Genomic DNA, 24,608 nt, shown 5'->3' on the forward strand with positions numbered 1-24,608 from the left:
AATGATGAAGTTGTTAAACTTATTTTCTATTTAAGTATTTGGAGTTGACGTAGTTCTTACACAACGGACCATACGACCCTCTGTTTTTGCTCCGGACCTCACTTCTGCATTACTCCAGCCTACAAACCATGCAAATCTGGAATAGCTCATATACCAATAATTGGCATTGTTGGTGTTAGCAGAAGTCGAAGACCAATAATATGCACCACCTCCACCCAGGGCTCCCAGAAAAATTCCTCCAGGAGAATCTGTTACACTTGTCCCTCCTAAAAATCCGGGAGAAGAACGGTATCCATAAAAAGAAAGAAAAAGCTTTTGAGAATTTGTAGGGAAAGATGTATTTAAATTATTTCCTGCATCCAGATTATACACGGCGCTAAAATTTGCACCTAAGAATAATCCATAATTTTCTTTTTTGTCATCAGGTTGTCCCAGATTACTGAACTCAGTACTGGTAGGCATACGCCACATTCCTTCAGGGTAAACTTTAGAACACGCATCAGTATTGTCAGATGAAGAACCTGTTGGTGTTGCTGCCATCCAGTTCCAATATTCTGTATCTTTATCCGGCTGAGAATATTCATTATCCGGTCGGAAACGGTATTTATCGGCTTGAGAGGAATAGATTAAGTTTGTACGCGCCCATAATAATCCTTTTAATCTAACACCTGACTCTATCAGGCGTACATTAAGTGTATAACGGTTTCCTAAAGCAGGCGTAACCGGAATATTGCTATATGGAACGATACTGTTGCTAAAGCTTCGTGTGCTGTTGTCATCCATATTAAGATCCAGCTGATTCAGTCTTATTCTTAGATTATTTGCAGGTACGGATATAGAACTTACAGTATAGAAAGTTGCTGTTTTTGTAGCTCCGGCTGCACCACCGGCGCCAGCTTTGTTGATCATATTGCCTCCTGTAACTGCAGATACATTTTGAAGATTAGAATATTGTCCGGTAAGAACATTCAGATCTCCTGTTTTAATTATGCTGGAAAAAGCAGATCCGGTACCTGTTCCAACCTCTACGGAGGTTGTATTATTGACGGTTCCAAACATTCCTCTTGTATCCAAGTCTAATTGTATACGTGCTGTGTTACGTTTAAGTACAATACTCATATTGTTTTGACCATATTGTGCATCTATAACTCCGTGGTTCCATAATACATCTTTATTGGCCAGTGAAGCTGCAGAAACAATTCCCGTAGAAGTATTTACTGATGGTGTTGAATTGTCATTAGTAGAGATGATATACCATTTGTATTGTTTTCCTGCATCTACCTGAATGTTTGGATTTGTTCCTGAGGTTGCATCTACATTTTTTATAAGTGTATTGCTAGCAGCATCATAAATTAACAAGCGATATTTTGTACCTGTTATCATAGGAGTGTTGGTTACTGCAGCTATAGCTCCTGTATATGAAGGTTTGAGAGATGCAGATAATCCTTGTGATTTATTGGCTGTAATTTGACCTTCAGCGCTGATTAGGGCATCGAAATTTTCTGTTGAAATTACTTTTTCAGAAGCAATTGAAGTCAACGAAGATTTCCCTGTATTTTTTACAGATGCAGTAGCGAGGTTCGTTATATTTTCCTCTTCCTCGATACCAGCAATGTTAAAGCTTATAAATGTTCCTTGCATTCCGGCATTTCCATCCGGAATTTTGGTTTCCTCATCTCTTGATGAACAGGAGACGAAGCTGAGCAATAAGGTTCCTGTAAGAATAAAAGAATTCGTTGTCTTAATAAAATTTTTGTGTATAGATGTATCCATAATTGTGTTTTACCTGATTAATGAGCTTTATTAATTATAAGTCAAAATCTTTACCGCCCAGACTTCCGCCATCGTTCCAGTCTTCGATCTGTGGTGTATTGGGAGAGCCTGCATCTCCTGGGTTTAAGGTGGCTGATGTTGCGGCAAAACCATGTTCCATCTCTATTAAAATGACTTCTAATACAGGTGGAGTGTATGTCTTTTTGCCGGAAGCATAAGTCTCAGGTAAGACCTCTTTGTTTTTCTCTTTTTTCATCACTCTGATTTTTAATGTTTTATGCTGTAAAATTAGAATGATGACAGGCTTGGCTGTTAGTATTGTAAAAGCAGAATTCTGGAAAATTGCTTTTATTTAAATTTTAATCTATTGTTTATCAGTGCTTTGTGGGGTTTTGTTTTTTCTTTTTAATGTTCTTATAAACTCGGAAGGGGAGAGTCCAACTTCTTTTTTGAAGATGTAAGCAAATCTGCTTTGTGAAGAAAAGCCACCTATATCGGCCAGATAACTGATTTTATAATTCTGAAATTTAGGTTCTTTACAGAGGCAGTGGACAATATATTTTATTTTCAGTCCATTAATATAATCGTTGAAATTTTTATTTCGGTGAGCCTTCAGGAGATAGTGTACGTACTTTGTGTTGGTATCAAGAATTGAGGCAAGATTTGAAAGAGTAAAGTTTTTTGCCATAAAATCGGTTCCGGTTTCAAATTGGTTCAGTTTTTCTAAAAGCTCGGATTCTTTAGCTTCAGAAATAAGAGTAGATGTCCGTGTAATATTCTCGTAATTGAGATTTATAAAACTAAAGTTTTCTGGAGGCAGTATGTCATTTTCAGGTATATGCTTTACTTCTTTAGTGAAGATAATTCCGACGTTTTCTGTATGATTTGGAGATCTTTTTTTATATATTTTTTTGTCCTTTATAATAATATATAAGGTTAAAATAGCGGTTAGCAGAATAAAAAAGCTTTTCCAGTGATCTATCTGGCTATTCTGATCGGTAACTTTCTTTTCTTCCCGCTCAATCTCCAGTTCATTTACCTTCTGAATTTCGGTTAAGATTTTTTTGAAAAACTCTTTAAAGTTTTTTGAACTGTGATCATCTAATTGTTCAATTTTGCTAATAATCTTTTCTTCAGCAATTCGCTTAGCTAATACCTGGTAACCTTTCTTTTCTGCAATTTTTTCCGCAGAATCAAACCACTTCCGCGCTTCCTCTCTTTTATTTTCTTTTGTTGCTATTATCGCTTTGCAGAGATCGTAATATGGCGTTTGATAGTGAGTGGAGATATTTATATTCTTTAAATAGGATTCAGTCTTTTCAAAATTTTTTTTAGCCTCATAGAGATTATTGTTTTTTAAATAATCATAAGCAATGATATTATGCTCCAAAGCGAGATCAATTTTTTCCTGAAAAATAGGAGATTTTGACTCAGAAAGGCTTAAATATTTTTTCTTTATCAAGCCTATGTTTTCCTGATGGTATAAAATGGCTAAATAAAACTGGTTACTATGTTCCATTCTTCGGGCCTTATACATGTTCGTCATTATATAAGAATCTATCCTGTCAAGAGAGTTGAAATATGAATATGCGATTCTCCAATATTCATTGGCTTTATTAGAAAAACCTATATTTTGGTATATCTCACTTAGGAAATAATTAATGACAAAACGCTCTTTGTTACGCTGATTCTTTATTGCATAATAATCGGCCTGCTCATAAAGCTTAATGGCTTCGGTATATCTTATCTGTTTGTACATAGAATCTGCCATTTGCATATATGTTAATATTTTTTCCTGATCTGTTTGTGGTGAAGAGGAGTGGGAATTAGTGTCTAAATAGTAGAGCTTTCGGATAGATCCGGAGATATTGAAGCTGTCTGTTGTTTGAGCAAATGTGAGCGCAGAAAATAGCACCAGAGCGTAAAAATATTTTATCATCATTCCTTTGTTTGTGTAAAAACAAAGAAAGGAAGAAGCTTTCTCTAATGCAGTGTTATTTGCATTAAATGTTGGACAGTTTTCTGGAATATTGTAAAAAAAGGAGGACTTAATTCCAGAAAACAGGTCATAATTTGACGGAATTTCTGAAAAATAAAAATAACAGGGTGAAATTCCCTGTTGTATGTTTGGCTATATCTTAATGTATATTGCAGAAAAACGCCGTAGAAAGATAAATTTTGTAGCGCTTTGGGCTAATCAAAGAAAAATAAAAATATAATTAGATGAATTTATCCCCCTTTTTTGTTGTTTTCAGATCGATTACATAATCTTTGATTTCCTGATCGTGACTTCGCGGGCAAATTAGTAATGCTTTATCAGTGTCTACAACAATATAATCGTTTAATCCGTCTATGATAACAGCCTTATTTTTATTTTTAATATGTATGATATTACCTGTAGAAGCATAAGACAATACATATTTAGAATTTTCAGCATTGTTATGTTCATTCTTTTCAGCATTTTCAAATACTGATGTCCATGTACCCAAATCGGACCAGCCTAAATCAGCTGGGATTACAGTTACATTTTTTGTCTTTTCCAGAATACCATTGTCAATGGAGATTTTCTGAACCTTTGGATAAATGGTTTCTATACAGGTTTTTTCAGACTCATTGTTGTATTCACATTCTGTAAATTGCTGATACATTTCAGGAAGGTTTTCCTGAAATGCCTTCAGAATATCCTGAACATTCCAAACAAATATCCCGGCGTTCCAAAGGAAATCACCAGATTCAATAAGTGTTTTGGCTACTTCTAGGGTAGGTTTTTCGGTAAAGGTTTTCACTTTGAACACATTTTGCCCTTTTTTCTCCAAAAACTGAATGTATCCGTAACCTGTTTCCGGACGCGTTGGTTGTATACCAATCGTTACAAGTGTATGATTTGTATTTGCCTCTTCAAAAGCAAGTTCTACGGTGTTTAAGAAAACGTCTTCTTTTAAAATAAGATGATCTGAAGGAAGGACTGTTATTACAGCATTCGGGTTAATTTCCGCAATTTTCATCCCCATAAAAATATTACATGCCGCAGTATTCTTCATTACTGGCTCGCCAACAATATTTTCAGGTTTTAATTCTGGTAACTGATTTTGGACTACGTTAACATGCTCGCTGCTGGTAATAACAAAAATATTTTCAACAGGAACAATTTTGCTGATCCTGTCATAAGTTTGTTGAATCATGGTACGTCCTACCCCTAATATATCCTGAAATTGCTTTGGAAACTTGGATGTACTGATAGGCCAGAATCTACTGCCTACACCCCCTGCCATTATTACACAATATCTGTTTTCAATCATCATGAGTCAATTTTTTAACCTGAACACAGGTTCGGAATAAATATTTTCTTCCCGAATGCAGGTTTTTGCAAATATAGCGTTTTTTCCTTACTTCGAGGATCTCAAAAGTCTGATTTTGATATTCAAAAATATGGCCAGGATCCAGATCTTCAATAAAATCCTCAGTCGTATTTTTACTAAAATAACGAACTATTTCCGGCGTTGCCATATAGTTTGCTTTTGGCGTTTTAGAAAAAGCCATTACCATTGGCCGGAAATCTTCTTTATAAATATTCAGACTCTCCAGTAAAAGGTTACGATAGCACGTTTTCCATTCTTTACCATGTGGTAATATTTTTCTGTCTGCAGAAAATGTAATGAGGTGTGCAATTTCGTGTGTTAATACAAAGAAAAAGAGCTGTGGTTCCAGATCTCCGTTAATTGATATTTGCTGGGTTTCGCCAGAGCGGTAACGATAATCTCCAAGCTTCGAGTGTCGCTTCTTTGTTATCCTGATATGGCAGGAATAAGGTTTCAGCCATTTTTCGATAAAGAAAACGGATCCTTCCGGAAGGTATTTTTGTAAGACTTGCAGACTCATGACTTTCAAACAAAGGTCTTAAATTTTTCAATAAAATCAATACCTTTATTTAATACATTTGTAAGAAACAACGACAGAAAATATGCTGAGTATAATTGTAGGTATTGTAATTCTTCTTCTTATAATTTGTTTTGTATTGGGTTATGGATATCTCTTTACAGCAGTAAGGAAAACTTATCTTAAAGGAAAGACCGGAGCGCATATTTTTGATGGTCAGGATTTTTCATCCAATATTATTGAAAATGGGAATGCTTCCCCCTGGGAGAAGGCAGAAGATTATAATCGGAGACCCCTTTCGCAGAACCTTATATCACATCTCAATAAAACCAAAAGCGTTTCTTTTCTTGTTATTAAGGAAGGGAAGCTTTTAAGTGAAAACTATTGGCAAGGAAATAATCAAGCATCCAGAACTAATTCTTTTTCTATGGCTAAAAGTGTCACCGTTATGCTTTTAGGATGTGCAATTCAGGACAAAAAAATAGAAAGTACAGCTACTAAATTATCCTATTTTTATCATGGATTTGCTAAAGACCCAAACGGTAAAGATTGTACACTCGGCAATCTTTCGGCAATGGAAAGTGGGTTGGATTGGGACGAAAATTATGCAAATCCGTTTAAACCAAATGCAAAAGCTTATTATGGGGATGATCTTGCGGATTTTATGCTGAAAAGAAAATTTAAAGCGGTATCCGGAACTCAGTTTGAATACCAAAGTGGTACCACACAGCTTTTAGGTTTTGCGGTTCGTAAAGCAATAGGAGAGAGCTTGAGTAGTTATGCTTCCGAAAAGCTTTGGAAACCATTAGGAATGGAGTACCCCGCTTTCTGGAATCTTGACAGAGAGAATGGGATGGAGAAAACCTATTGCTGTATCAATGCAGCATCAAGAGATTTTGCAAAATTGGGGCAATTACTTCTCAATAACGGCATGTATAATGGACAGCAGCTTCTGAGTCTGGAATTTGTAAAAAAAATGATTACCGGAACAAAATTGTCACAGGAATCCTATGGTAATGGGATTTGGGTGAATAATGATGCAAAAATCAAGCATTATTATTTGCGGGGATTATACGGGCAGTATGTGATTTGTATTCCTGATTATAATATGATCGTTGTGAGAACAGGCTCTTCCAGAGATGAAGCCAAAGATTCTAAAGAACGACCTGAAGAAGTTGAGATGTTTGTAAATGAAGCAGTGGCCTTATTCGGGAAGTAAATTTATATTTTGTTAAATTGCATACTTATAGCAGTCGCGTTATTCAGTTTATGGGTTTCATGATGGCGGAAAAATTATACAATATGATTCAGAATATTCCTTTTGAAAAAATCCTGTTTTTAGATATTGAAACAGTTCCACAGGCGGGTAACTGGTCCGATCTGGATGAGGCAACGCAGAAATTATGGGATAAGAAAACACGGTTTCAAAGAAAAGAAGATGTTTCAGCCGATGAATTTTATGAAGACAGAGGCGGGATAATGGCTGAATTTGGTAAGATTGTCTGTATTTCTGTGGGAATGTTGGCAAAGTCCGGAAAGCTGAAAATTCATTCATTTAGTGGACACGACGAAAAGAAGTTGCTGGAAGAGTTTGGGGAAATGTTTAATAACCCGCGAATGAATCAGGTTGTACTGTGTGCACATAACGGAAAAGAATTCGATTTCCCTTATATCTCCAGAAGAATGCTGATTAATCAGATACAGCCCCCGGTTCCGTTACAAATGTTTGGTAAGAAACCGTGGGAAATTCCACATATCGATACCATGGAACTCTGGAAATTCGGAGACTGGAAAAATTTTGTTTCATTAGAGTTGCTGGCACATATATTTGGTGTTCCTACACCTAAAGATGATATAGACGGATCTATGGTCGCATCAATTTATTATATAGAAAAAGACTTAGAACGTATTCGTGTGTATTGTGAAAAAGATGTCTTAACTTTGTGCAACGTTTTCAGGAAGATGCGGCAAGAAGATTTGTTGCAGCGTGAAGACTAAAAACAGGAGACAATTTATAATGGAGACACCTTATACAGACGAATTTATAGCAGAAATCGGAGATAATATCATAAGAGTTCTGAAGACTATTTTTGACCCGGAAATTCCGGTAGATATTTATGAACTGGGGCTTATTTATGATGTGCAGATTAGCGAAACAGGAGAAGTAAAAGTACTGATGACACTAACAGCACCTAACTGCCCGGTAGCGGATACTCTTCCGCTGGAAGTAGAACAAAAAGTAGGTATCGTAAAAGGAGTGACAAAAGCTTCGGTAGAATTAACATTCGAACCTACCTGGACAAAAGATATGATGAGTGAAGAAGCTCGATTTGAACTTGGGATGTTATAGTCCGTAATAAACTATTTTTATATATAGAAAGAGCCTTCATGAAGGCTCTTTTATTTTTATCCGTAAGTGAAGCTTACTGTTTTCTTAACATCCGGGTGAAGGCTTAGTGCAACAGGACAATTTAGTGCCGTTTGTTCAATAAACTGCTTTTCCTCGTCGCTGTAATTCGTTGGGAATTTCAGATCACATATAATCTCTGCAATCTTACGTGGAGCCGGGTTCATTACTTTTGTAATATCACAGGTTGCACCTTCTATATCTATATTCTTACCTTTTCCCAGAATAGCAATGGTAGTAAGCATACATTGTCCTAATGAAGTTGCACAAAGATCCGTGGGAGAGAATGCAGCACCTTGTCCGTGGTTATCTGTCGGAGCATCTGTAATAACGATGCTTCCGGATTGCAAATGCTGAGATTCGCATCTAAGCTGGCCTATATATTTTATTGCTGATGTCATATTTTTATAGATTTATTGAAATCATATATCTTTCTAAGTGGCTATACGATTTACAGTTTTACATTAAAAATGAAAGATATCTTTTGCCTGATTGTAAGAACTTTCAAAGTTTAACAGGTTAAGCCTGTTATCAATTTTTTCGATCTGAAGGAAATTAATGAGCTGTTCTGTAGGCATATTTCCGACAAGCTCATCTTTAGCCATAGGACATCCTCCAATTCCTTTAATTGCAGTGTCAAAACGTCTACATCCGTTATCATAAGCTGCTTTTAGTTTTTTATAGGAATCTTCATATCGATTGTGAAAATGAGCTCCGAATTCTATATCCGGAAACAAAGGCGGAATTTTGGAAAATAGAAGAGCAATTGTTTCAGCGTCTGAAACACCGGTAGTATCAGATAGCATCACTGTTTTTACTCCCATATCGCTAAAACGCTGTGCCCATTCTTCCACATCCTGCCATTTCCACATTTCTCCGTAAGGATTACCGAAAGCCATAGAGAAATATAAAATAAGGTCTTTGTTTTTACTTTTGGTCAGATCAAAGATTCGCTGTACTTCTGTAAAAGCTTCTTCTCTGCTTTTATTTGTATTTCTGTGTTGGAAGGTTTCTGAGATAGAAAAAGGGAAACCAAGATAATCTATCTTTTCATGTTCCAAAGCTTTTTCGGCGCCTCTGAAATTAGCAATAACAACAGAAAGTTTGGTGCTGGAGCGGCTTTTGTCAATGTTATCTACAACTTCACCGCTATCTGCCATCTGTGGAACCATTCGGGGATTTACAAAGCTGCCACAGTCCAGAATATCATACCCGACATCCATCAGGCTGTTCATGTAATCGATCTTCTTATTGGTCGGAATAAGTTCCGGCCAGCCTTGCATAGCATCTCTGGGGCATTCTGTTATAAACATATTCTAAAACTTTTATTAGGAAAACCCTGAAAAACAAGGGCTTCATAAAATTTGTCATTCGTTCTATAAATATATAAATTTGTTCAACACAAACAAAAAGTATGAAAACCTCAAAGAATCTGTAAGTTAATAGGATAAAAGAGGCTTTCACAGAATGTAATAACAGTTGCCGGAAGAGGCAAAATAAAAAATAGTAGAATGAATAAAGTAGAATTGAATAAGGAATGGGAAGAAAAACTTTTAGAAAGATTTTTGACCTATGTGAAAATATATTCAACAAGTGATCCGGAAAGTGAAAAGACACCAAGTACGGAACAACAATGGGATATGGTTAATTATCTTTATGAGGAATTACAAAGAATTGGCCTGGAAGATGTTTCCAAAGACGAAAATGGATATGTTTATGGTTTTGTTCCTTCTACCTTAGATAAGGAAGTTCCTCAGATTGGTTTTGTATCTCACTTCGATTCTTCACCAGACTTTAATGGTAAGGGTATTAAACCAATTGTATGGGAAAATTATGATGGCGGAGATTTGTTATTGAATAAAGAAACAGGATTTACACTTTCTTCAACTAAATTCAAAGAGCTGGCAAATTATAAAGGAAAAACTATTATCACAACAGATGGTACTTCTCTTTTAAGTGCGGATGATAAAGCTGGTATTGCTGAGATTGTAACAGCAGCTGAATATCTGATTGCAAACCCTGAGATTAAACATGGCCGTATTTCTATTGGTTTTACACCAGATGAAGAAATAGGACGTGGTGCTGATAAATTCAACGTTGCACATTTCAATGCAGAGTGGGCTTATACAATGGATGGCGGAGAGATCGGAGAATTGGAGTATGAAAACTTTAATGCTTCCGGAGCAGTAGTAAAGATTCATGGATTAAGTGTGCACCCTGGTTATTCTTACGGTAAAATGGTAAATGCTGGTTTATTGGCTGCTGAGTTTATCCAGAGTCTTCCGGCGAATGAAACTCCGGCAACAACACGTAGTTATGAAGGGTTCTTTCATTTAACAGATGTTAAAGCTGATGTTTCAGAAGCTAAACTACAATATATTATCCGTGATCACGATGATACTAAATACGAGCAGCGTAACGAATTCTTAAAACAGAAGGTTGCGGAATTCAACCAGAAACATGGAGAAGGAACCGCTGAAGTAGAGATTAAAGAGCAATATCTGAATATGCGTAAACATATTGAAGATAAAATGTACATCATTGATTTCGCTGAGGAGGCCATGAAGATATCAGGAGTTACACCAAATATAAAAGCGATTAGAGGTGGAACAGATGGTGCAAAGTTATCTTATATGGGATTGCCTTGTCCTAATATTTTTGCCGGAGGTCATAACTTCCACGGACCATATGAATATGTTCCGTTGCAGTCGATGTCTAAGGCAACAGAAGTTATTTTACATCTTGTACAGTTAGTAGCAGAAAAATAAGAATAGCGGGTAATTGCCCGCTATTTTTTTGAATTTTTCTTTTTCAAAAGAACCTTTTATTCTCTTTTATTAACTAAAACGTAAAGAAGTATTAATAATTCCTTAATCATAAATATGTTTCAGGTTTTTAATTTTGTCAAAACCCTGTTACAATGAGAAACAGTGAAGTTGTTATTATTTCAGATGTGCATTTGGGAACTTATGGTTGTCATGCAAAAGAGTTAATTTCTTATTTAAAAACCATAAAGCCTCGGTTACTGATACTTAATGGTGATATTATAGATGGTTGGGCATTCTCAAAAAGATATTTTCCGGCATCTCACATGGAAGTTATAAACGAATTCTTTCGATTATTGAAGGAAGGGACGAAGATTGTCTATATCACAGGAAATCACGATGAGTTTCTGCGCAGGTATTCCGATACTCAAATGGGAGAAATATGGCTGACAGACAAGCTATTATTTGAACTGGACGGAAAAAAACATTGGGTTTTTCACGGAGATGTGTTCGATAATACAACAAAAGGCTATGCAAAATTTATGGCCAAACTTGGCGGAAAAGGTTATGATCTCCTTATTCTGCTGAATCGGGCAATTAATTATACTTTCAGCTTATTTGGCAAATCAAAGATTTCATTATCCAAAAGAGTAAAGAATAGCGTTAAGGAGGCGATAAAGTTTATTGCAGATTTCGAACAGACAGCTGCAGAGCTGGCTATAGAAAACAAGTATGATATTGTGATCTGCGGACATATTCACCAGCCTGTAGACAAAATGATAGAAACAGAGAAAGGAAGTGTAAGATATCTAAATTCAGGAGACTGGATAGAAAATCTGACAGCTCTTGAATATCATAATGGCGAATGGAGTCTTTATAAATTCGACGAAAAGAATTACAAAGAGCCGGTTATATCAAAAGAAGATATCGGAATCAATATAGATGAACTTATCCGACCAAGCCAAATTGCGGCATTCTTAGGAAATAAAAAGGGAAGATTTATATAGGATAATATAGTAATATAACAGTGTAACAATAAATTGCTACACTGTTATATTAATTGTAGTTATTCTCCTTTGTTCAGGAAGGCATCCCATCCCTGAGCGGTAAGTTTTATAAGTTCGTTAGAACCTCTTGCAACCATATAGTTGCCCTGATTTGCATCTACAGCGTGACCGATAATAGTGAAATCGGGATGGTTCTTTATTTTATCATAGCTATCCGGACTGATGGTAAATAATAATTCGTAATCTTCTCCACCATTAAGTGCAGCAATTACCGGATTAAAATTAAGTTCCTCAGCAGTATTAATCATCTGTGTATCCATAGGGATCTTTTCTTCATACAGATGGAATCCTACCTTAGACTGATCTGAAAGATGAAGAATTTCAGAAGCAAGGCCATCCGATATATCAATCATAGAAGTTGGTACAATATCCATTTCTTCCAGAGTTGTTCTTATATCTGTACGGGCCTCAGGTTTCAGCTGACGCTGAAGAATATAATCATAGCCCTCCATTTCAGGTTGCATATCCGGATTTGCCAAATAAACAGCATGTTCTCTTTCCAGAATTTGTAATCCCATATAGGCACCACCAAGATCTCCGGTTACAACCAAAAGGTCATTTGGTTTGGCTCCGGATCTTTTAACAATTTTCTGTTCGTCCTGTAAACCTATTGCGGTAATACTCATTACAAGTCCGGCATTGGAACTTGTGGTATCTCCGCCTATAAGATCTACATGGTAATGCTGGCATGCCAAAGCAATACCGGTATACAACTCTTCAAAAGCTTCTACCGGGAAACGGTTAGAAGCAGCTAATGAAACCAGAATCTGAGAAGGTACAGCATTCATTGCTGCAAGATCACTCAGGTTAACAACTACAGCTTTATATCCTAAGTGCTTTAGAGGAGCGTATCCTAGGTTAAAGTGTACACCTTCGGCTAAAATATCTGTTGTTACAACTACTTTCTTTCCTTCTGGATTTATAACAGCGGCATCATCTCCCACACCTAATTCCGAAGAAGAGTTTTCCAATGGAAAGTTTTCTGTAAGGTGTTTAATAAGCCCAAATTCTCCAAGTTGGGAAACAGGGGTTAGTTGAGGTTTTTTATCTTCTAACATAATATTATTTAAAAACAGATGGATCTATATTTTCCGGACGGTTAGAAAGTTTTTTTAAATCTTCCTTGGTCAACAGTTCCGTTTGATCAGTCTTGTATTTTAGTAAACTTACCAGAATATCATCTGGTGGAGTTGTCATTTTACGGAGCATCATATCAATCCATACACCTGTAACTTTAGATGTTGCACAATGAGTACCGTCTGGCATATAAAACTTGTGAGTGAAAGAATAAATAGAGCTGTCTTCAGACATTCCGGAAATTTCCAGGCTTACATATACAGTCTGGTCTGCCGTAATCTCTTTAAAGAAAGAATATTCTTCATTCAAAATTACAGGTCCAATTCCCCAATGAACCAGCTTGGATACACCCATGTTATGAGCATTCATAAAGGCCATACGGGTTTGGGCACAATACATTACGTAAGATGAGTTGGCTAAGTGACGATTGGCATCGATATCCGACCATCTTACTTCAAATTTATGATAATATACAGACATGTTTATTTTGAATTTTTAATGAAAAAAAGACTTTGTTGATGATTTTTATCTAATCTTCAAAATTAAGGATAAATGATGGTTTATAAAAATTGTAATTTTGTGCCTTGCATTGTATTACTATGAATCTGGAAAAGAAAAAACTTGTTATTATCGGAGGTGGGGCTGCTGGCTTTTTTACAGCAGCAAATGTGGATGGAGAAAAATATGATATCCATATTCTGGAGCAGGCTTCAGATGTTTTGCAAAAAGTGAAAATTTCAGGCGGAGGCAGATGTAATGTTACCCATGCCTGTTTTGATCCTCGTGAACTTACTTCTTTTTACCCAAGAGGAAATAAGGAATTATTAAGTGTTTTCACAAAGTTTCAACCGGGAGATACAATGGGCTGGTTCGAAGAGCGTGGAGTTGCACTAAAAATTGAGGATGATAACCGTATTTTTCCGGAAAGTAATTCTTCATTAAGCATAATGAACGCCCTTGCAGACGCTGTAATTGCAAATGGAACAAAGGTTTCGACTAAACAAGTCGTTAAAAAAATAGAACAACAAGAAGAACAATGGATAATTACAACATCTTCTGAAGAATTTATTGCAGATCTGGTTGTTTTTTGCACCGGAAGCTCACCAAAATCTTATCAGCTTCTGAAGCCTTTGGACTTTAAAATAGTAGATCTGGTACCATCATTGTTTACTTTCAATATCAAAAATAAAAGTATAGAAGGATTAATGGGAACTTCGTTTCCGAATGCATGGGTAAAACTTCCGGCATTAAGGAAAGAAGAAAGTGGACCATTATTAATTACCCACTGGGGACTGAGCGGGCCAGCTGTGCTGAAATTGTCTGCATGGTGCGCGCGGGAATTATTCGCAATGGATTATAATTTTGATGTGATCGTTAACTTCCTGGGTATTGATATTTTAATTGCTGAAGATATTCTGAATCAGTTTAAAGCAGATAATCCTAAGAAGAGCGTAGGGCAGTCTAAAATTTTTGATATTACCAATCGTTTCTGGAACCATTTATTGGAGATTAACAACATCGATCCGCAAAAGCAATTAGGGAATATCAGTAATAAAGAAGTTCAGCTAATTTTAGAAAGTCTTTGTCAGAACAAAATGCAGGTAAAAGGGAAGAGTACTTTTAAAGATGAGTTTGTAACAGCCGGAGGGGTAGACCTGAAGGAAATAGATTTCAAAACAATGCAGAGTAAAAAGTACCCGAATTTTTATCTTGCAGGAGAAGTACTGAATATCGATGCAGTTACTGGTGGTTTTAACTTTCAGGCATGCTGGAGCGAAGCATGGTTAATTGCGCAGGATCTGAATACGAAATAATATTTGGGATTAATCACTAAGTGAATTTTCAATAAACATTATGTAGTTTTATGATAAAATATAGTGCCTTTGTGTTATGCATTAGATCTTAGTTTCTCAATAACAAAGGCAATTAAACAGCCAGCGCCATAACAAATTATATCAATCCAACTAAAACTGTTGCCTACAACAATGTAAGCAATACTTCCACGTTTTAATCCTAATAAATCGGCTATGTTGAAGTATTGTAATACTTCTATAAAAACAGAAAAGATGAAAACACCGATCAATAGTTTTCCGGGACTGATGTTAAGGAAGCTTTTTACAAATGTATAAATCAGAATAGTTACCAGAACATCCCCCAGATAAGCACGGACAAAGAATAAATCTTTGAAAACAGTAGCTATAAGGACTTCTGTGATGAACAGGATAATTGTGGCAATAAAATAATAGAGGTTGAATTTCATTTTGTTACATTTGTTCTATGAGTCACAAATATATCTTACTTTTTTCAATTTTATTCTCCGGATTTGCTTTTTCTCAGGAAGTAAAAAATACACCTACAGTTACTACTAGGCAGGTAGAATCACCGGATAATCTCACCACTTTCTATAGAGATTTAAGCCAGTCTTTTAATACACGTAATTTTGTAGGTAAAGGAGACTTGTCCTGTGTTCTTTCTTTTACAATTGAGAAAGACGGAAGTATGACCCGAATTAGTGCAGCAGGAGATAACCAAAAGTTTAATGATGAAGTAATTAAAACTTTAAAGCGCATCAGAACAAAAATAAAAGTAAAACTTGTAAATGGCCAACCTGTTGCGGCTAACTATAGATTACCTTTTAGGTTTAATGACAATTAAAATTTCAACTACTTCATTACTAATATACATTTCCTTAACTGCCTATCATTTTTTTGATAGAATTCAGCTTCATTAAAGCTTCAATAGGAGTAAGTGTATTGATATCGATTTTAGTCAATTCTTCACGAATATTTTCCAGAACCGGATCATCCAGCTGGAAGAAGCTTAATTGCATATTTTCTTCGGTAACTCTTTTTATTTTTTCAGATGAACCGCCTTGTGCTCTGGAATCCTCCAGTGTCTTCAGAATTTCTTCTGCGCGGTGAACAACTTTAGAAGGCATACCTGCAAGCTTTGCTACATGAATACCAAAACTATGCTCACTACCACCAGGGATTAGTTTTCTCAGGAATATAATATTCCCTTTATTTTCCTGGATGCTCACACTAAAGTTTTTTATCCGTTCAAAATTTACTGTCATTTCGTTTAGCTCATGATAGTGTGTCGCAAAAAGAGTCTTTGGCTTTGTTGAGTGCTGGTGCAGATATTCTGCAATTGCCCATGCAATTGAAACTCCATCGTAGGTACTTGTACCACGTCCAATCTCATCCAGCAATATTAGTGAGCGATCCGAAATGTTATTCAGAATGTTGGCAGCCTCGTTCATCTCCACCATAAAGGTAGATTCACCAGCTGCAATATTGTCGGAAGCACCAACACGGGTGAAAATTTTGTCCAGTAACCCTACTTCAGCATGCTTTGCCGGAACATAACTACCGATCTGAGCTAAGAGGCAGATAATAGCTGTTTGTCTTAATATGGCTGATTTACCGGCCATGTTGGGACCTGTAACCATAATAATCTGTTGTGAGTCCTGATCCAGATAGATATCATTCGGAATGTATTTCTCTCCTAAAGGTAAAGACTTTTCTATAATAGGGTGGCGTCCTTCCGAGATACTGATTACAAAGCTATCATTAAGAACAGGTTTTGTATATTGCTCCTGTACAGAAAGTTCGGATAGGCCTAACGCACAGTCTAATTGAGCAATTAGTGCTGAGTTCTCCTGTATAAGATCTATATATTGTAGTAAATAAGTGCAGGTTGCACGGTATAATTCTGATTCCAATAAAGAAATCTTTTCTTCAGCTCCCAAAATCTGGCTTTCATATTCCTTTAGCTCTTCAGTAATATAACGCTCTGCGTTAACAAGTGTTTGCTTACGGATCCAGTCTTCCGGAACTTTGTCTTTGTGAGTGTTTCTTACTTCAATAAAGTAGCCGAAAACATTGTTGAAATCTATTTTCAGACTCGGGATACCGGTACGTTCAATCTCACGATCGCGCATTTCATCCAGAAAGCCTTTGCCTTTAGACTGAAGATTTCTCAGGCGGTCTAATTCTTCAGAAACGCCTTCCTTTATTACATTTCCTTTGTTAAGGTGTACAGGAAGTTCCTCATTCAGGTGTTGGTATACATACTGAAGAATTTCATCCAGATCATTTAAAGGATCCAGCCATGCCAGAACATCCGGATGCGGAATCAGTAATTTTTTTATTTCCTGAATGCTTTCCAGTGACTGACGAAGGTATCCCAGTTCTTTAGGACTTATTTTTTCGGCCGCCAGCTTACCCATTAATCTGTCGAGGTCGGAAATAGTTCTAAGCCTTAAAGAAATTTCATATTTCAGCTGATCCTCTTTGTTCAGGAATTCAACAAGACTTAGTCTGCGGTTAATTTCATTGATATTTTTAAGGGGAAGGATTAGTCTTCTGCGAAGTAATCTTCCGCCCATTGGAGTTGAGGTTTTATCGATGATGTCGAGTAAGCTTTTCCCTTTCTGCTGACTGGAAAATACAATTTCCAGATTACGAAGGGTGAAAGCATCCATCATCAGATAATCTTCCTGAGGAATAGGCTGTATCTTGGTGATATGGTTCAGAAGGCTGTGATGAGTATCTTCTACCAGATAAGCAAAAATACCCCCTGAGGCTACAATCGCCAGTTTTTGATCCTCTATACCAAAACCTTTTAAAGATTTGGTTTTAAAATGTTGTGTGAGCTTCTCGTAAGCATAATCATACTGATATGCCCAATCCTCCAGTTTGAATGTATTTCTGTTTTTCAGAACAGCAGGAACTTCAGTACTTCTTTGAAGAATAATCTCACTAGGATCAAAGGTATTGACAATATGGAGTAATTTTTCAAGATTACCTTCGCTAACTAGGAATTCTCCGGTAGAAATATCCACCAATGCTATTCCGTATTTTTCTTTTTCTTTGTGAAGCGACAGAAGGAAATTATTTCGTTTGGCATTCAGAACCTGATCATTGAACGTAACCCCCGGAGTCACAAGTTCGGTAACTCCTCGTTTTACAATGCCTTTAACCATTTTCGGGTCCTCCAGCTGGTCGCATATAGCAACACGCATTCCGGCACGAACCAATTTTGGCAAGTAGCTGTCCAGTGAATGATGTGGGAAGCCGGCCAATTCTATATAAGAAGCAGAGCCATTTGCTCTTTTAGTTAAAACAATACCTAATATCTGAGATGTTTTAACCGCGTCCTGTCCAAAGGTTTCATAAAAATCACCAACTCTGAACAGTAAAAGGGCATCCGGATATTTTGCTTTTATACTGTTGTATTGTCCCATTAAAGGAGTTTCCTTCTTTTCTTTCGCCATTTTTTATAGGTATAGGTTCCAAATTTAAGGATTAAATTCAGGCTTTGAAAGTTTGTTCTTTGTAAAACTCATTTTCACATTTTATGACTTTATACGTATAATATTTTTACGTTCCCAAATGTAACTGTGTACCATAAGCTTTTTTGTAAATTTGTAACCGAAAAATGAAGTTTCATGGTAGAGAAGTTAAAACTGGAAGAACTCGGCAGAGTAGATATAGAAACCTTTAAACAATCGGAAAAAATTCCGTTGATTGTTCTGTTGGATAGTATCCGTAGTATGAATAATGTAGGAGCGGTATTCAGAACAGCTGATGCTTTTATTATAGAGAAGGTCGTATTATGCGGTATTACGCCGCAACCACCACACCGCGAGATTCATAAAGCAGCATTAGGCGCTACCGAAAGTGTAGACTGGTATTACGAGAAAGACGTTACCGACGCTTTGCAAAAACTAAAGTCGGAAGGATATAAAATTTTAGCTATTGAGCAGACTACAGGTAGTATTGCTCTGAATGAGCAGATAATTTCCAAAGACGAGAAATACGTGGTGATTATGGGAAATGAAGTAGACGGTGTATCGGATGAAGCATTCGCTTTATGTGATGGCTTTATTGAAATTCCACAGCTGGGAACAAAGCATTCACTCAATGTAAGTGTATGTGCAGGTATTATCATGTGGGAATTTTTTAAAAATCTGAAATAATGGAGTTCCCTGTTTTAGAAACCCAAAGACTTATTCTGCGTCAGCTTACATTAGCCGATGCAGAAGATATGTTTGAATACTTCTCACAAGATGAGGTTACAGAGTATTATGACTTGTATACTTTTAAAGGAATTGATGAGGCAGAGAAACTAATTCAGGATTTCAACAAAAACTTTGAATATAAAAAAGGAATCCGCTGGGCAATTCAGCTAAAGGATAGTGGTAAGATGATTGGAACCTGTGGTTATCATAACTGGGCTCATGAGCATTTTAAAACAGAGCTGGGTTATGAACTAAATCCTTTGTACTGGCGTCAGCATTATATGGAAGAAGCGATAACAACTATCCTTCCTTATGCTTTTTCAGAAATGAATGTTCATCGGGTAGAGGCGTTTACTGATCCTGATAATCTTGCTTCAGAGAGACTATTGCTGAAACTGAATTTTAAAGAAGAAGGATTGCTCAAAGATTTTTTCTTTGAAAAGGGAAGATTTGTAGACGCAAAAATATTTGGGTTGGTACCATAAAAAATAAACCTTATAGGTTTTTAAAACCTATAAGGTTTGAAAAGTAAGAGGCTGTCCGAAAAGTTTGGACAGCCTCATTTTTTGTAAATTTGTTCATAAACCTATTCAGGAAGCATGTTTGATAAAAAATAAACCAATAAGGTTTGAAAATTAAAAATCCTGCTTTCGCAGGATTTTTATTTATCGTAATAAAGCGTTGAAAGTATCGCCTTGTTTTATATCGCCGGTATTATAACCTTTCATAAACCATTCTACACGTTGTGCTGATGATCCGTGAGTAAAGCTTTCCTGATTCACATATCCGGAAGATCTCTTCTGAATATTGTCATCTCCAACAGCTTGTGCTGCACTTACTGCAGATTCAATATCTCCTGGCTCCAGGATTCCTCCCTGAACACGTTTGTTGTTCTTTTTAGCCCATAAACCAGCATAAAAATCGGCTTGTAATTCTACGGCTACAGATACACGGTTCATTTCTGCTTCCGAGTAACGGCCACTTCTTCTTAACTGATCTACTTTTTGCGTTGTTCCTAATAAAGTCTGTACGTGATGCCCTATCTCGTGTCCTAACACATATGCAACTGTAAATTCACTTACCTTGGCTCCGTATCGGGATTGTAATTCATTAAAGAAACTCATATCTACATATACAGATTGATCAGCCGGACAGTAAAAAGGCCCCATGGCAGATTGAGCAGGACCACACCCGGAATTTGTGCTATTACTGAACATGATAATTTTGGGAGCAACATATTTCATTCCGTTTTCCTGGAAGATTTGTGTCCATGTCTTAGTATTCCATGCATCCAGCATGCTTACCAGTTCGTAGAGTTGTTTATCCTGTTCACTGGATGGCTGGCGTTGCTCCGTACGTACAGGAGTTGCAGAGCCTCCGGAATTGAGTATGGCAGAGGGATCTCCACCCAGGAAGAATATAATAGCGGCAATGATCAGGGTGCCTAAGCCACCGCCAACCATCATTCCACCACCGCCCATGCCACGGCGGTCTTCTACATTTCCACCTCTTTCGTCAGTCCATTTCATTTTTTATTGTTTTTTGTGATGTTAAAAGTACAAAATTATCTGTTCAGTTTATTTTCCTTCAGCCATTTGGAAACTGTTTCATAAGTTGCAATCGTTTCATCTACAAATGGTTGTTTTGGCTGCTTTACTGGTATTTCTTCATAGTAAATATTAAACTCAGCTGGTAGGTCTGAAGGTTTTTGTTGTAGCTGGTATTGTTTTACTTTTCTGGTTGGAGAGATAATAGTTAAATAATTATCCTTAATATAACCCAGATCCTGATAGGTTGCTATATAAGCTCTGGGTATATAAGCTGGCTTCAGAACATCCTGTCCCAGAAATTTTGAAGTATAATTGAAATTTAAAAGTCCAAATACAGTTGGCATTAAATCAATTTGTGACATTAGTTTACCGAATTGCTGAGGCTGTACGGATCCGTCCGGAACGTAAACCATAGCAGGGATACGGTATTTATCCATTGGAAGCTCTGTTTTACCTGCACTGGATGCACAGTGATCGGCGACAATAACAAAGACTGTATTGTTATACCAGGATTGCTTTTTAGCCATCTCGAAAAACTTTCGAAGAGAATAATCAGTATATTTAACGCCTCCATCACGAGATTTTGCTGTTCCCGGAATGTCAATTCTACCATCAGGATAAGTAAACGGGCGGTGGTTACTTACTGTCATCCAGTGATTAAAAAAAGGTTTTCCGGTTTGGGCTTCCTGATTCATTACCTGAATGGCTTTCTTAGCCATATCTTCATCGGCAACACCCCAAACATTAGCAAAGCTTATTTCCTCTGGTTTGAAGTTGTTTCTGTCGACAATGTCATAACCATTTCCTCTGAAGAAATCTTCCATATTATCGAAATAACTGTAGCCTCCATATAAGAATTTTACATGGTAGCCTTTGGATTTGAAAAGGCTTCCTGTGGAGAATTTATTTTTATTGTTTTCTCTTTTTACAATACTTTCTCCGGCAGTTGGAGGAATGTTCAATGTAAGTGCTTCCAGCCCACGAACAGTTCTGTTACCGGTAGCGTAGAGATTGGTAAACATTAAACTTTTGTTAGCCAGACTATCCAGGAAAGGAGTAATCTTATCCTTATTTCCATAGTGTTGCATAAAATCTGCCGAAAGACTTTCTATAGAAATCAGAACTACATTCTTATGCTGTTCTGTAGAATCACTTGTAACAGGCCTTGGCATAGTTGGCGGAACAAACTGTGATAGATACAGTTTTTCAGCTTTATTTTCGACTAATGTCGGATAGAATTTAAAGTAATCCAGTTCACTATGCGTAAATGCATAATAGAACTTATATAATCCGTTAGACTGAATTTCTTCAGCAAAGTTGTTGTCGTCCTTTATTTTCTGGAACGGTGCTATTAAAAAGTAACAGCCAGTTGCTAATACAAGGTAAGAGAATAATAGAACAAGCTTCTGTTTAAATGTAGGAAGCTCAACAAGGTTTTCTTTTGTTCTTTTATAGATAAGCCATGTAATAAGTAATGTTACAGCAATTATTATAGAGAATAATGGAACAATAGGATAAGACTCCATAATGTTACCAATTACCTCATTGGTATAGATAAGGTAGTCTACAGCAATAAAGTTATAACGGACTCCAAATTCATTCCAGAAGAAATATTCACTAACAGCATTGAATATAATAAGCAATACATATAGGAAAATTGCAAAGAAGTACAGAATATTTCGGATAGCGAATCTTTGTCGGGGAAGGAAAAGCATTAAGGCGAATAATAACGTCTTGATGCCTAAGAATGCCAGAACAATCTCTGAAACTGAGCCTCCATACTGTTTGAAAATGTTATTGGGATAAAAAGCTACGTATAGAATTGCCAGGACTAAAATTGCCAAAATAATCTTTCCCCATGGTTTACTGTATTTAGAATCAGAGAGAAAAAGCGTATAAAGAACAAATAATGAGCTGGCCAGGACAAAGATGAAAAAATCATTAACAAAACCTATAGACAATACTTTAGTACATTCCCAAATACTAAAATTACTTGTTGTAATAGGATGGAAAATAAAAACGAATCTTAAAATAAAAGATACCAGAATATATAGTGCCCCAAGACAGAAAAATGGCTGTAACCTTTTTAGATACATGAAATAGTTTTATATCCCAAAATTAGACAAAAAAAGGAACATTTTGAATGTTCCTTGCAGATATGATATTTATTTTAATGTAAATTTTACAGGTTTGAAATATTCTGTATAATTTATTTTGTAAATAACACCATTTTCCTGTGATGTTCCCTGCGGTCTGTAGCCATGTATTTTTCTGGTTTCGGCAATGACATTAATATGGTAAGTATTGTCTTTTTTGTCGGATGGGTTTATTTCTTTTCTGATGCGGTTAATCACGACAGCAACGGGTTTTGCTCCATTACCTGTTGCCTCAAAAGTTACATCATATCCTCTTTCTCCTTTAATATCATATATTTTATACATTGCATTTGTTACCTTCTGTGTATCATTTGTAACATTGCTTTTACAGGCTCCGCAAATGAAAAGCAGAGTACCTGAAAAAAATAAGCTGTATATTAATCTCTTTTTCATACTTTTAATTTTGGATTTAAGATAAACAAATCTACCTGAAAAATATGAGATTTATAAATAAATTATTGTTTGTTTCTTTTACCGGAGCTATGTTGCTTACTTCTTGTAACAGAAATAACCCCGATCCTGTGGAACCTGAAAAGGCAAAGGAAGAGAATGATTTTGTATGGAGAGGACTCAATTCCTGGTATTACTGGCAGGAAAAGGTTCCGGAATTAGCAGATAGTTTTAAAAATTCAGCACAATATGTGAGTACGATCAACAGTAAGCCTACTACAGATGCTTTATTTTACAGCCTATTATATAAAGAAGAAGACAGAAATTCATGGATTATATCGGATATAGACAAACAGTTGGCAAATTCTAACGGAGTATCTAAAAGCAACGGAATGGACTTTACAATCTATTCTAAAGTTCCGAATGGAGATACAAAAGTAGGAATTGTGAATTATGTTGTCCCGAACTCTCCTGCATATAATGCCGGAATTAAAAGGGGAGATGTTATTACAAGGGTTAATGGGGCAGTTCTTAACAATTTTAATTACAGTCAGCTATTAAGCGATAGTTTCAGTGTTACTTTTGCTCAGAGTGCCAGTGGAGATGCTAGTTCAGGTATAATAACAACTAATGGTGAAAAAGCAGCAATTACACTTACAGCTGTGGATAATCTTGTAGAGCACGCTGTTGCCGCTCAACAGGTTTTTAATGAGGGAAATAAAAAGATTGGTTATCTGGTTTATAATGCTTTTCAGGATAGTGATAATGAGCTTGTAACAGCATTTGAAGATTTGAAAGGACAGGGAATTACAGATCTTATTTTGGATTTACGATATAATGGAGGAGGGTTTGTAAATACAGCAGCGGCACTTGGTAGTTTAATAACAGGGCAGTTTTCACAATCTCCCCCTTTTGTAATAATGGATTTTAATAAAAAGCAGGCTGCACAATGGAATGAAATAAAGCCACTAAGTTCTTATGGAAATAGTCTGAATCTGACAAATGTTTATGTCCTGACAAGTGGTGGAACAGCATCGGCAAGTGAACTGACGATAGACTGTCTGCGTCGCTATATCAGTGTAATTACAGTTGGTGAGGAAACCTATGGTAAGTTCGTAGGATCTAATACCATATATGACTCTCCGACAATGTATTCTTCTGCAGGAAGAAACTTGTCTCATAACTGGGCATTACAGCCTATTACATTTGCGTACTACAATAAAGATCGCATTGCTCCGGAATTAGGTCCCAAGGGAGGGTTACCAGCTCAATACCCGGTGCTGCCCGCAGAATATGCAGGCAGGCTTAAAGAATTTGGTGACAGATCAGATGTGGCTTTAGACAGAGCTATAAAATTAATTACCGGAGAGCTCCAGTTACCTTCAGGCAGTGCACTAGCTTCTACCAGAAGCCGTAGTGCATACTCTCCTGCTTTCGGAGGTGATTCTTTTGTTGCCAGTAAAAGAACAATGACTCCTTTTGGTACAGATGTATATACCAAACCTAAGCATAAATAATATTA

The 24,608-nt window shown here is 36.5% G+C and carries 24 protein-coding genes; 10 read left to right on the forward strand and 14 right to left on the reverse strand.

Annotation, left to right across the window (positions count from 1 at the left end; genetic code table 11):
* Window positions 1-30 precede the first annotated feature (30 nt).
* From BAZ10_RS13715 to BAZ10_RS13735, 5 genes are all read right to left on the reverse strand, one after another.
* Window positions 31-1,773, reverse strand: coding sequence for a fibrobacter succinogenes major paralogous domain-containing protein (locus tag BAZ10_RS13715; protein WP_078772527.1), 1,743 nt, complete (start codon window positions 1,771-1,773; stop codon window positions 31-33).
* Window positions 1,774-1,807: 34 nt separating this feature from the next.
* On the reverse strand, window positions 1,808-2,029 hold the full coding sequence (locus BAZ10_RS13720) for a hypothetical protein (protein ID WP_078772528.1): 222 nt from the start codon (window positions 2,027-2,029) through the stop codon (window positions 1,808-1,810).
* A 108-nt stretch (window positions 2,030-2,137) separates the two neighbouring features.
* Complete coding sequence (locus BAZ10_RS13725; RefSeq protein ID WP_245803818.1) at window positions 2,138-3,715, reverse strand: helix-turn-helix domain-containing protein; 1,578 nt, start codon at window positions 3,713-3,715, stop codon at window positions 2,138-2,140.
* A gap of 277 nt (window positions 3,716-3,992) precedes the next feature.
* Window positions 3,993-5,075 carry a mannose-1-phosphate guanylyltransferase gene (locus BAZ10_RS13730; protein ID WP_078772530.1) on the reverse strand — a complete coding sequence of 361 codons (1,083 nt, stop codon included), beginning with the start codon at window positions 5,073-5,075 and terminating at the stop codon, window positions 3,993-3,995.
* Window positions 5,065-5,652, reverse strand: coding sequence for a SprT-like domain-containing protein (locus BAZ10_RS13735; RefSeq protein WP_078772531.1), 588 nt, complete (start codon window positions 5,650-5,652; stop codon window positions 5,065-5,067). The genes BAZ10_RS13730 and BAZ10_RS13735 overlap by 11 nt, the downstream gene beginning before the upstream one ends.
* A gap of 82 nt (window positions 5,653-5,734) precedes the next feature.
* On the opposite strand from BAZ10_RS13735, the gene BAZ10_RS13740 reads away from it, so the two are divergent.
* The 3 genes from BAZ10_RS13740 to BAZ10_RS13750 all read left to right on the forward strand — a co-directional run bounded on the left by BAZ10_RS13740 (window position 5,735) and on the right by BAZ10_RS13750 (window position 7,999).
* Complete coding sequence (locus tag BAZ10_RS13740; protein ID WP_078772532.1) at window positions 5,735-6,868, forward strand: serine hydrolase domain-containing protein; 1,134 nt, start codon at window positions 5,735-5,737, stop codon at window positions 6,866-6,868.
* 83 nt (window positions 6,869-6,951) lie between these two features.
* The gene (locus BAZ10_RS13745; protein ID WP_078772584.1) at window positions 6,952-7,647 is read left to right on the forward strand and encodes a 3'-5' exonuclease; all 696 of its coding nucleotides are present in this window, start codon (window positions 6,952-6,954) and stop codon (window positions 7,645-7,647) included.
* A gap of 19 nt (window positions 7,648-7,666) precedes the next feature.
* Complete coding sequence (locus BAZ10_RS13750; RefSeq protein WP_009086500.1) at window positions 7,667-7,999, forward strand: SUF system Fe-S cluster assembly protein; 333 nt, start codon at window positions 7,667-7,669, stop codon at window positions 7,997-7,999.
* Between the two features lie 56 nt (window positions 8,000-8,055).
* On the opposite strand, the gene BAZ10_RS13755 is transcribed toward BAZ10_RS13750, so the two are convergent.
* Together BAZ10_RS13755 and BAZ10_RS13760 are read right to left on the reverse strand one after the other, a co-directional pair.
* On the reverse strand, window positions 8,056-8,457 hold the full coding sequence (locus BAZ10_RS13755) for an OsmC family protein (RefSeq protein WP_009086503.1): 402 nt from the start codon (window positions 8,455-8,457) through the stop codon (window positions 8,056-8,058).
* A gap of 63 nt (window positions 8,458-8,520) precedes the next feature.
* Window positions 8,521-9,369, reverse strand: coding sequence for a hydroxymethylglutaryl-CoA lyase (locus BAZ10_RS13760; protein WP_078403251.1), 849 nt, complete (start codon window positions 9,367-9,369; stop codon window positions 8,521-8,523).
* 198 nt (window positions 9,370-9,567) lie between these two features.
* Here BAZ10_RS13760 and pepT point away from each other — a divergent pair, with 198 nt between their 5' ends.
* Together pepT and BAZ10_RS13770 are read left to right on the forward strand one after the other, a co-directional pair.
* Window positions 9,568-10,824 carry a peptidase T gene (gene pepT / locus BAZ10_RS13765; RefSeq protein WP_078772533.1) on the forward strand — a complete coding sequence of 419 codons (1,257 nt, stop codon included), beginning with the start codon at window positions 9,568-9,570 and terminating at the stop codon, window positions 10,822-10,824.
* 152 nt (window positions 10,825-10,976) lie between these two features.
* Window positions 10,977-11,828, forward strand: coding sequence for a UDP-2,3-diacylglucosamine diphosphatase (locus tag BAZ10_RS13770; protein WP_034869902.1), 852 nt, complete (start codon window positions 10,977-10,979; stop codon window positions 11,826-11,828).
* Window positions 11,829-11,887: 59 nt separating this feature from the next.
* Here the strand turns inward: BAZ10_RS13770 and thiL are convergent, their stop codons facing one another.
* Window positions 11,888-12,946 carry a thiamine-phosphate kinase gene (gene thiL, locus BAZ10_RS13775; protein WP_078772534.1) on the reverse strand — a complete coding sequence of 353 codons (1,059 nt, stop codon included), beginning with the start codon at window positions 12,944-12,946 and terminating at the stop codon, window positions 11,888-11,890.
* 4 nt (window positions 12,947-12,950) lie between these two features.
* Window positions 12,951-13,445: an acyl-CoA thioesterase gene (locus BAZ10_RS13780; RefSeq protein WP_034869905.1), complete on the reverse strand. Its 495-nt coding sequence runs from the start codon at window positions 13,443-13,445 to the stop codon at window positions 12,951-12,953.
* A gap of 119 nt (window positions 13,446-13,564) precedes the next feature.
* On the opposite strand from BAZ10_RS13780, the gene BAZ10_RS13785 reads away from it, so the two are divergent.
* On the forward strand, window positions 13,565-14,779 hold the full coding sequence (locus tag BAZ10_RS13785; RefSeq protein ID WP_078772535.1) for a BaiN/RdsA family NAD(P)/FAD-dependent oxidoreductase: 1,215 nt from the start codon (window positions 13,565-13,567) through the stop codon (window positions 14,777-14,779).
* 74 nt (window positions 14,780-14,853) lie between these two features.
* On the opposite strand, the gene BAZ10_RS13790 is transcribed toward BAZ10_RS13785, so the two are convergent.
* The gene (locus BAZ10_RS13790) at window positions 14,854-15,225 is read right to left on the reverse strand and encodes a ribosomal maturation YjgA family protein (RefSeq protein ID WP_078772536.1); all 372 of its coding nucleotides are present in this window, start codon (window positions 15,223-15,225) and stop codon (window positions 14,854-14,856) included.
* A gap of 17 nt (window positions 15,226-15,242) precedes the next feature.
* On the opposite strand from BAZ10_RS13790, the gene BAZ10_RS13795 reads away from it, so the two are divergent.
* Entirely contained in the window at window positions 15,243-15,620 is a 378-nt protein-coding gene (locus BAZ10_RS13795) for an energy transducer TonB (protein ID WP_078772537.1), read from the forward strand.
* A 34-nt stretch (window positions 15,621-15,654) separates the two neighbouring features.
* Here BAZ10_RS13795 and mutS read toward each other — a convergent pair whose 3' ends face one another.
* Window positions 15,655-18,243 (reverse strand): DNA mismatch repair protein MutS, encoded by a 2,589-nt coding sequence (mutS, locus tag BAZ10_RS13800; protein ID WP_078772538.1) that lies wholly within the window; start codon window positions 18,241-18,243, stop codon window positions 15,655-15,657.
* A 174-nt stretch (window positions 18,244-18,417) separates the two neighbouring features.
* Between mutS and BAZ10_RS13805 the strand changes: the two genes are divergently transcribed.
* Window positions 18,418-18,948 carry an RNA methyltransferase gene (locus BAZ10_RS13805; protein WP_078772539.1) on the forward strand — a complete coding sequence of 177 codons (531 nt, stop codon included), beginning with the start codon at window positions 18,418-18,420 and terminating at the stop codon, window positions 18,946-18,948.
* Window positions 18,948-19,475, forward strand: a complete 528-nt coding sequence (locus tag BAZ10_RS13810) for a GNAT family N-acetyltransferase (RefSeq protein WP_069148497.1) — start codon at window positions 18,948-18,950, stop codon at window positions 19,473-19,475. The genes BAZ10_RS13805 and BAZ10_RS13810 overlap by 1 nt, the downstream gene beginning before the upstream one ends.
* Window positions 19,476-19,655: 180 nt before the next feature.
* On the opposite strand, the gene ypfJ is transcribed toward BAZ10_RS13810, so the two are convergent.
* From ypfJ to BAZ10_RS13825, 3 genes are all read right to left on the reverse strand, one after another.
* Window positions 19,656-20,519, reverse strand: coding sequence for a KPN_02809 family neutral zinc metallopeptidase (ypfJ, locus tag BAZ10_RS13815; RefSeq protein ID WP_078772540.1), 864 nt, complete (start codon window positions 20,517-20,519; stop codon window positions 19,656-19,658).
* 35 nt (window positions 20,520-20,554) lie between these two features.
* Window positions 20,555-22,636, reverse strand: coding sequence for an LTA synthase family protein (locus BAZ10_RS13820; protein WP_078772541.1), 2,082 nt, complete (start codon window positions 22,634-22,636; stop codon window positions 20,555-20,557).
* A 69-nt stretch (window positions 22,637-22,705) separates the two neighbouring features.
* Complete coding sequence (locus tag BAZ10_RS13825) at window positions 22,706-23,089, reverse strand: hypothetical protein (protein ID WP_078772542.1); 384 nt, start codon at window positions 23,087-23,089, stop codon at window positions 22,706-22,708.
* A gap of 44 nt (window positions 23,090-23,133) precedes the next feature.
* On the opposite strand from BAZ10_RS13825, the gene BAZ10_RS13830 reads away from it, so the two are divergent.
* Window positions 23,134-24,603 carry a S41 family peptidase gene (locus BAZ10_RS13830; protein WP_078772543.1) on the forward strand — a complete coding sequence of 490 codons (1,470 nt, stop codon included), beginning with the start codon at window positions 23,134-23,136 and terminating at the stop codon, window positions 24,601-24,603.
* Window positions 24,604-24,608 lie beyond the last annotated feature (5 nt).

The sequence above is a fragment of the Elizabethkingia occulta genome, from assembly GCF_002023715.1.
Lineage (GTDB): Bacteria > Bacteroidota > Bacteroidia > Flavobacteriales > Weeksellaceae > Elizabethkingia > Elizabethkingia occulta.

Bases quoted from the DNA above. Each gene is read 5' to 3' on its own strand.
- BAZ10_RS13715 (WP_078772527.1), bottom strand. From the start codon at position 1,773: ATGGATACATCTATACACAAAAATTTTATTAAGACAACGAATTCTTTT.
- BAZ10_RS13720 (WP_078772528.1), bottom strand. From the start codon at position 2,029: ATGAAAAAAGAGAAAAACAAAGAGGTCTTACCTGAGACTTATGCTTCC.
- BAZ10_RS13725 (WP_245803818.1), bottom strand. From the start codon at position 3,715: ATGATGATAAAATATTTTTACGCTCTGGTGCTATTTTCTGCGCTCACA.
- BAZ10_RS13730 (WP_078772530.1), bottom strand. From the start codon at position 5,075: ATGATGATTGAAAACAGATATTGTGTAATAATGGCAGGGGGTGTAGGC.
- BAZ10_RS13735 (WP_078772531.1), bottom strand. From the start codon at position 5,652: ATGAGTCTGCAAGTCTTACAAAAATACCTTCCGGAAGGATCCGTTTTC.
- BAZ10_RS13740 (WP_078772532.1), top strand. From the start codon at position 5,735: ATGCTGAGTATAATTGTAGGTATTGTAATTCTTCTTCTTATAATTTGT.
- BAZ10_RS13745 (WP_078772584.1), top strand. From the start codon at position 6,952: ATGATTCAGAATATTCCTTTTGAAAAAATCCTGTTTTTAGATATTGAA.
- BAZ10_RS13750 (WP_009086500.1), top strand. From the start codon at position 7,667: ATGGAGACACCTTATACAGACGAATTTATAGCAGAAATCGGAGATAAT.
- BAZ10_RS13755 (WP_009086503.1), bottom strand. From the start codon at position 8,457: ATGACATCAGCAATAAAATATATAGGCCAGCTTAGATGCGAATCTCAG.
- BAZ10_RS13760 (WP_078403251.1), bottom strand. From the start codon at position 9,369: ATGTTTATAACAGAATGCCCCAGAGATGCTATGCAAGGCTGGCCGGAA.
- pepT (WP_078772533.1), top strand. From the start codon at position 9,568: ATGAATAAAGTAGAATTGAATAAGGAATGGGAAGAAAAACTTTTAGAA.
- BAZ10_RS13770 (WP_034869902.1), top strand. From the start codon at position 10,977: ATGAGAAACAGTGAAGTTGTTATTATTTCAGATGTGCATTTGGGAACT.
- thiL (WP_078772534.1), bottom strand. From the start codon at position 12,946: ATGTTAGAAGATAAAAAACCTCAACTAACCCCTGTTTCCCAACTTGGA.
- BAZ10_RS13780 (WP_034869905.1), bottom strand. From the start codon at position 13,445: ATGTCTGTATATTATCATAAATTTGAAGTAAGATGGTCGGATATCGAT.
- BAZ10_RS13785 (WP_078772535.1), top strand. From the start codon at position 13,565: ATGAATCTGGAAAAGAAAAAACTTGTTATTATCGGAGGTGGGGCTGCT.
- BAZ10_RS13790 (WP_078772536.1), bottom strand. From the start codon at position 15,225: ATGAAATTCAACCTCTATTATTTTATTGCCACAATTATCCTGTTCATC.
- BAZ10_RS13795 (WP_078772537.1), top strand. From the start codon at position 15,243: ATGAGTCACAAATATATCTTACTTTTTTCAATTTTATTCTCCGGATTT.
- mutS (WP_078772538.1), bottom strand. From the start codon at position 18,243: ATGGCGAAAGAAAAGAAGGAAACTCCTTTAATGGGACAATACAACAGT.
- BAZ10_RS13805 (WP_078772539.1), top strand. From the start codon at position 18,418: ATGGTAGAGAAGTTAAAACTGGAAGAACTCGGCAGAGTAGATATAGAA.
- BAZ10_RS13810 (WP_069148497.1), top strand. From the start codon at position 18,948: ATGGAGTTCCCTGTTTTAGAAACCCAAAGACTTATTCTGCGTCAGCTT.
- ypfJ (WP_078772540.1), bottom strand. From the start codon at position 20,519: ATGAAATGGACTGACGAAAGAGGTGGAAATGTAGAAGACCGCCGTGGC.
- BAZ10_RS13820 (WP_078772541.1), bottom strand. From the start codon at position 22,636: ATGTATCTAAAAAGGTTACAGCCATTTTTCTGTCTTGGGGCACTATAT.
- BAZ10_RS13825 (WP_078772542.1), bottom strand. From the start codon at position 23,089: ATGAAAAAGAGATTAATATACAGCTTATTTTTTTCAGGTACTCTGCTT.
- BAZ10_RS13830 (WP_078772543.1), top strand. From the start codon at position 23,134: ATGAGATTTATAAATAAATTATTGTTTGTTTCTTTTACCGGAGCTATG.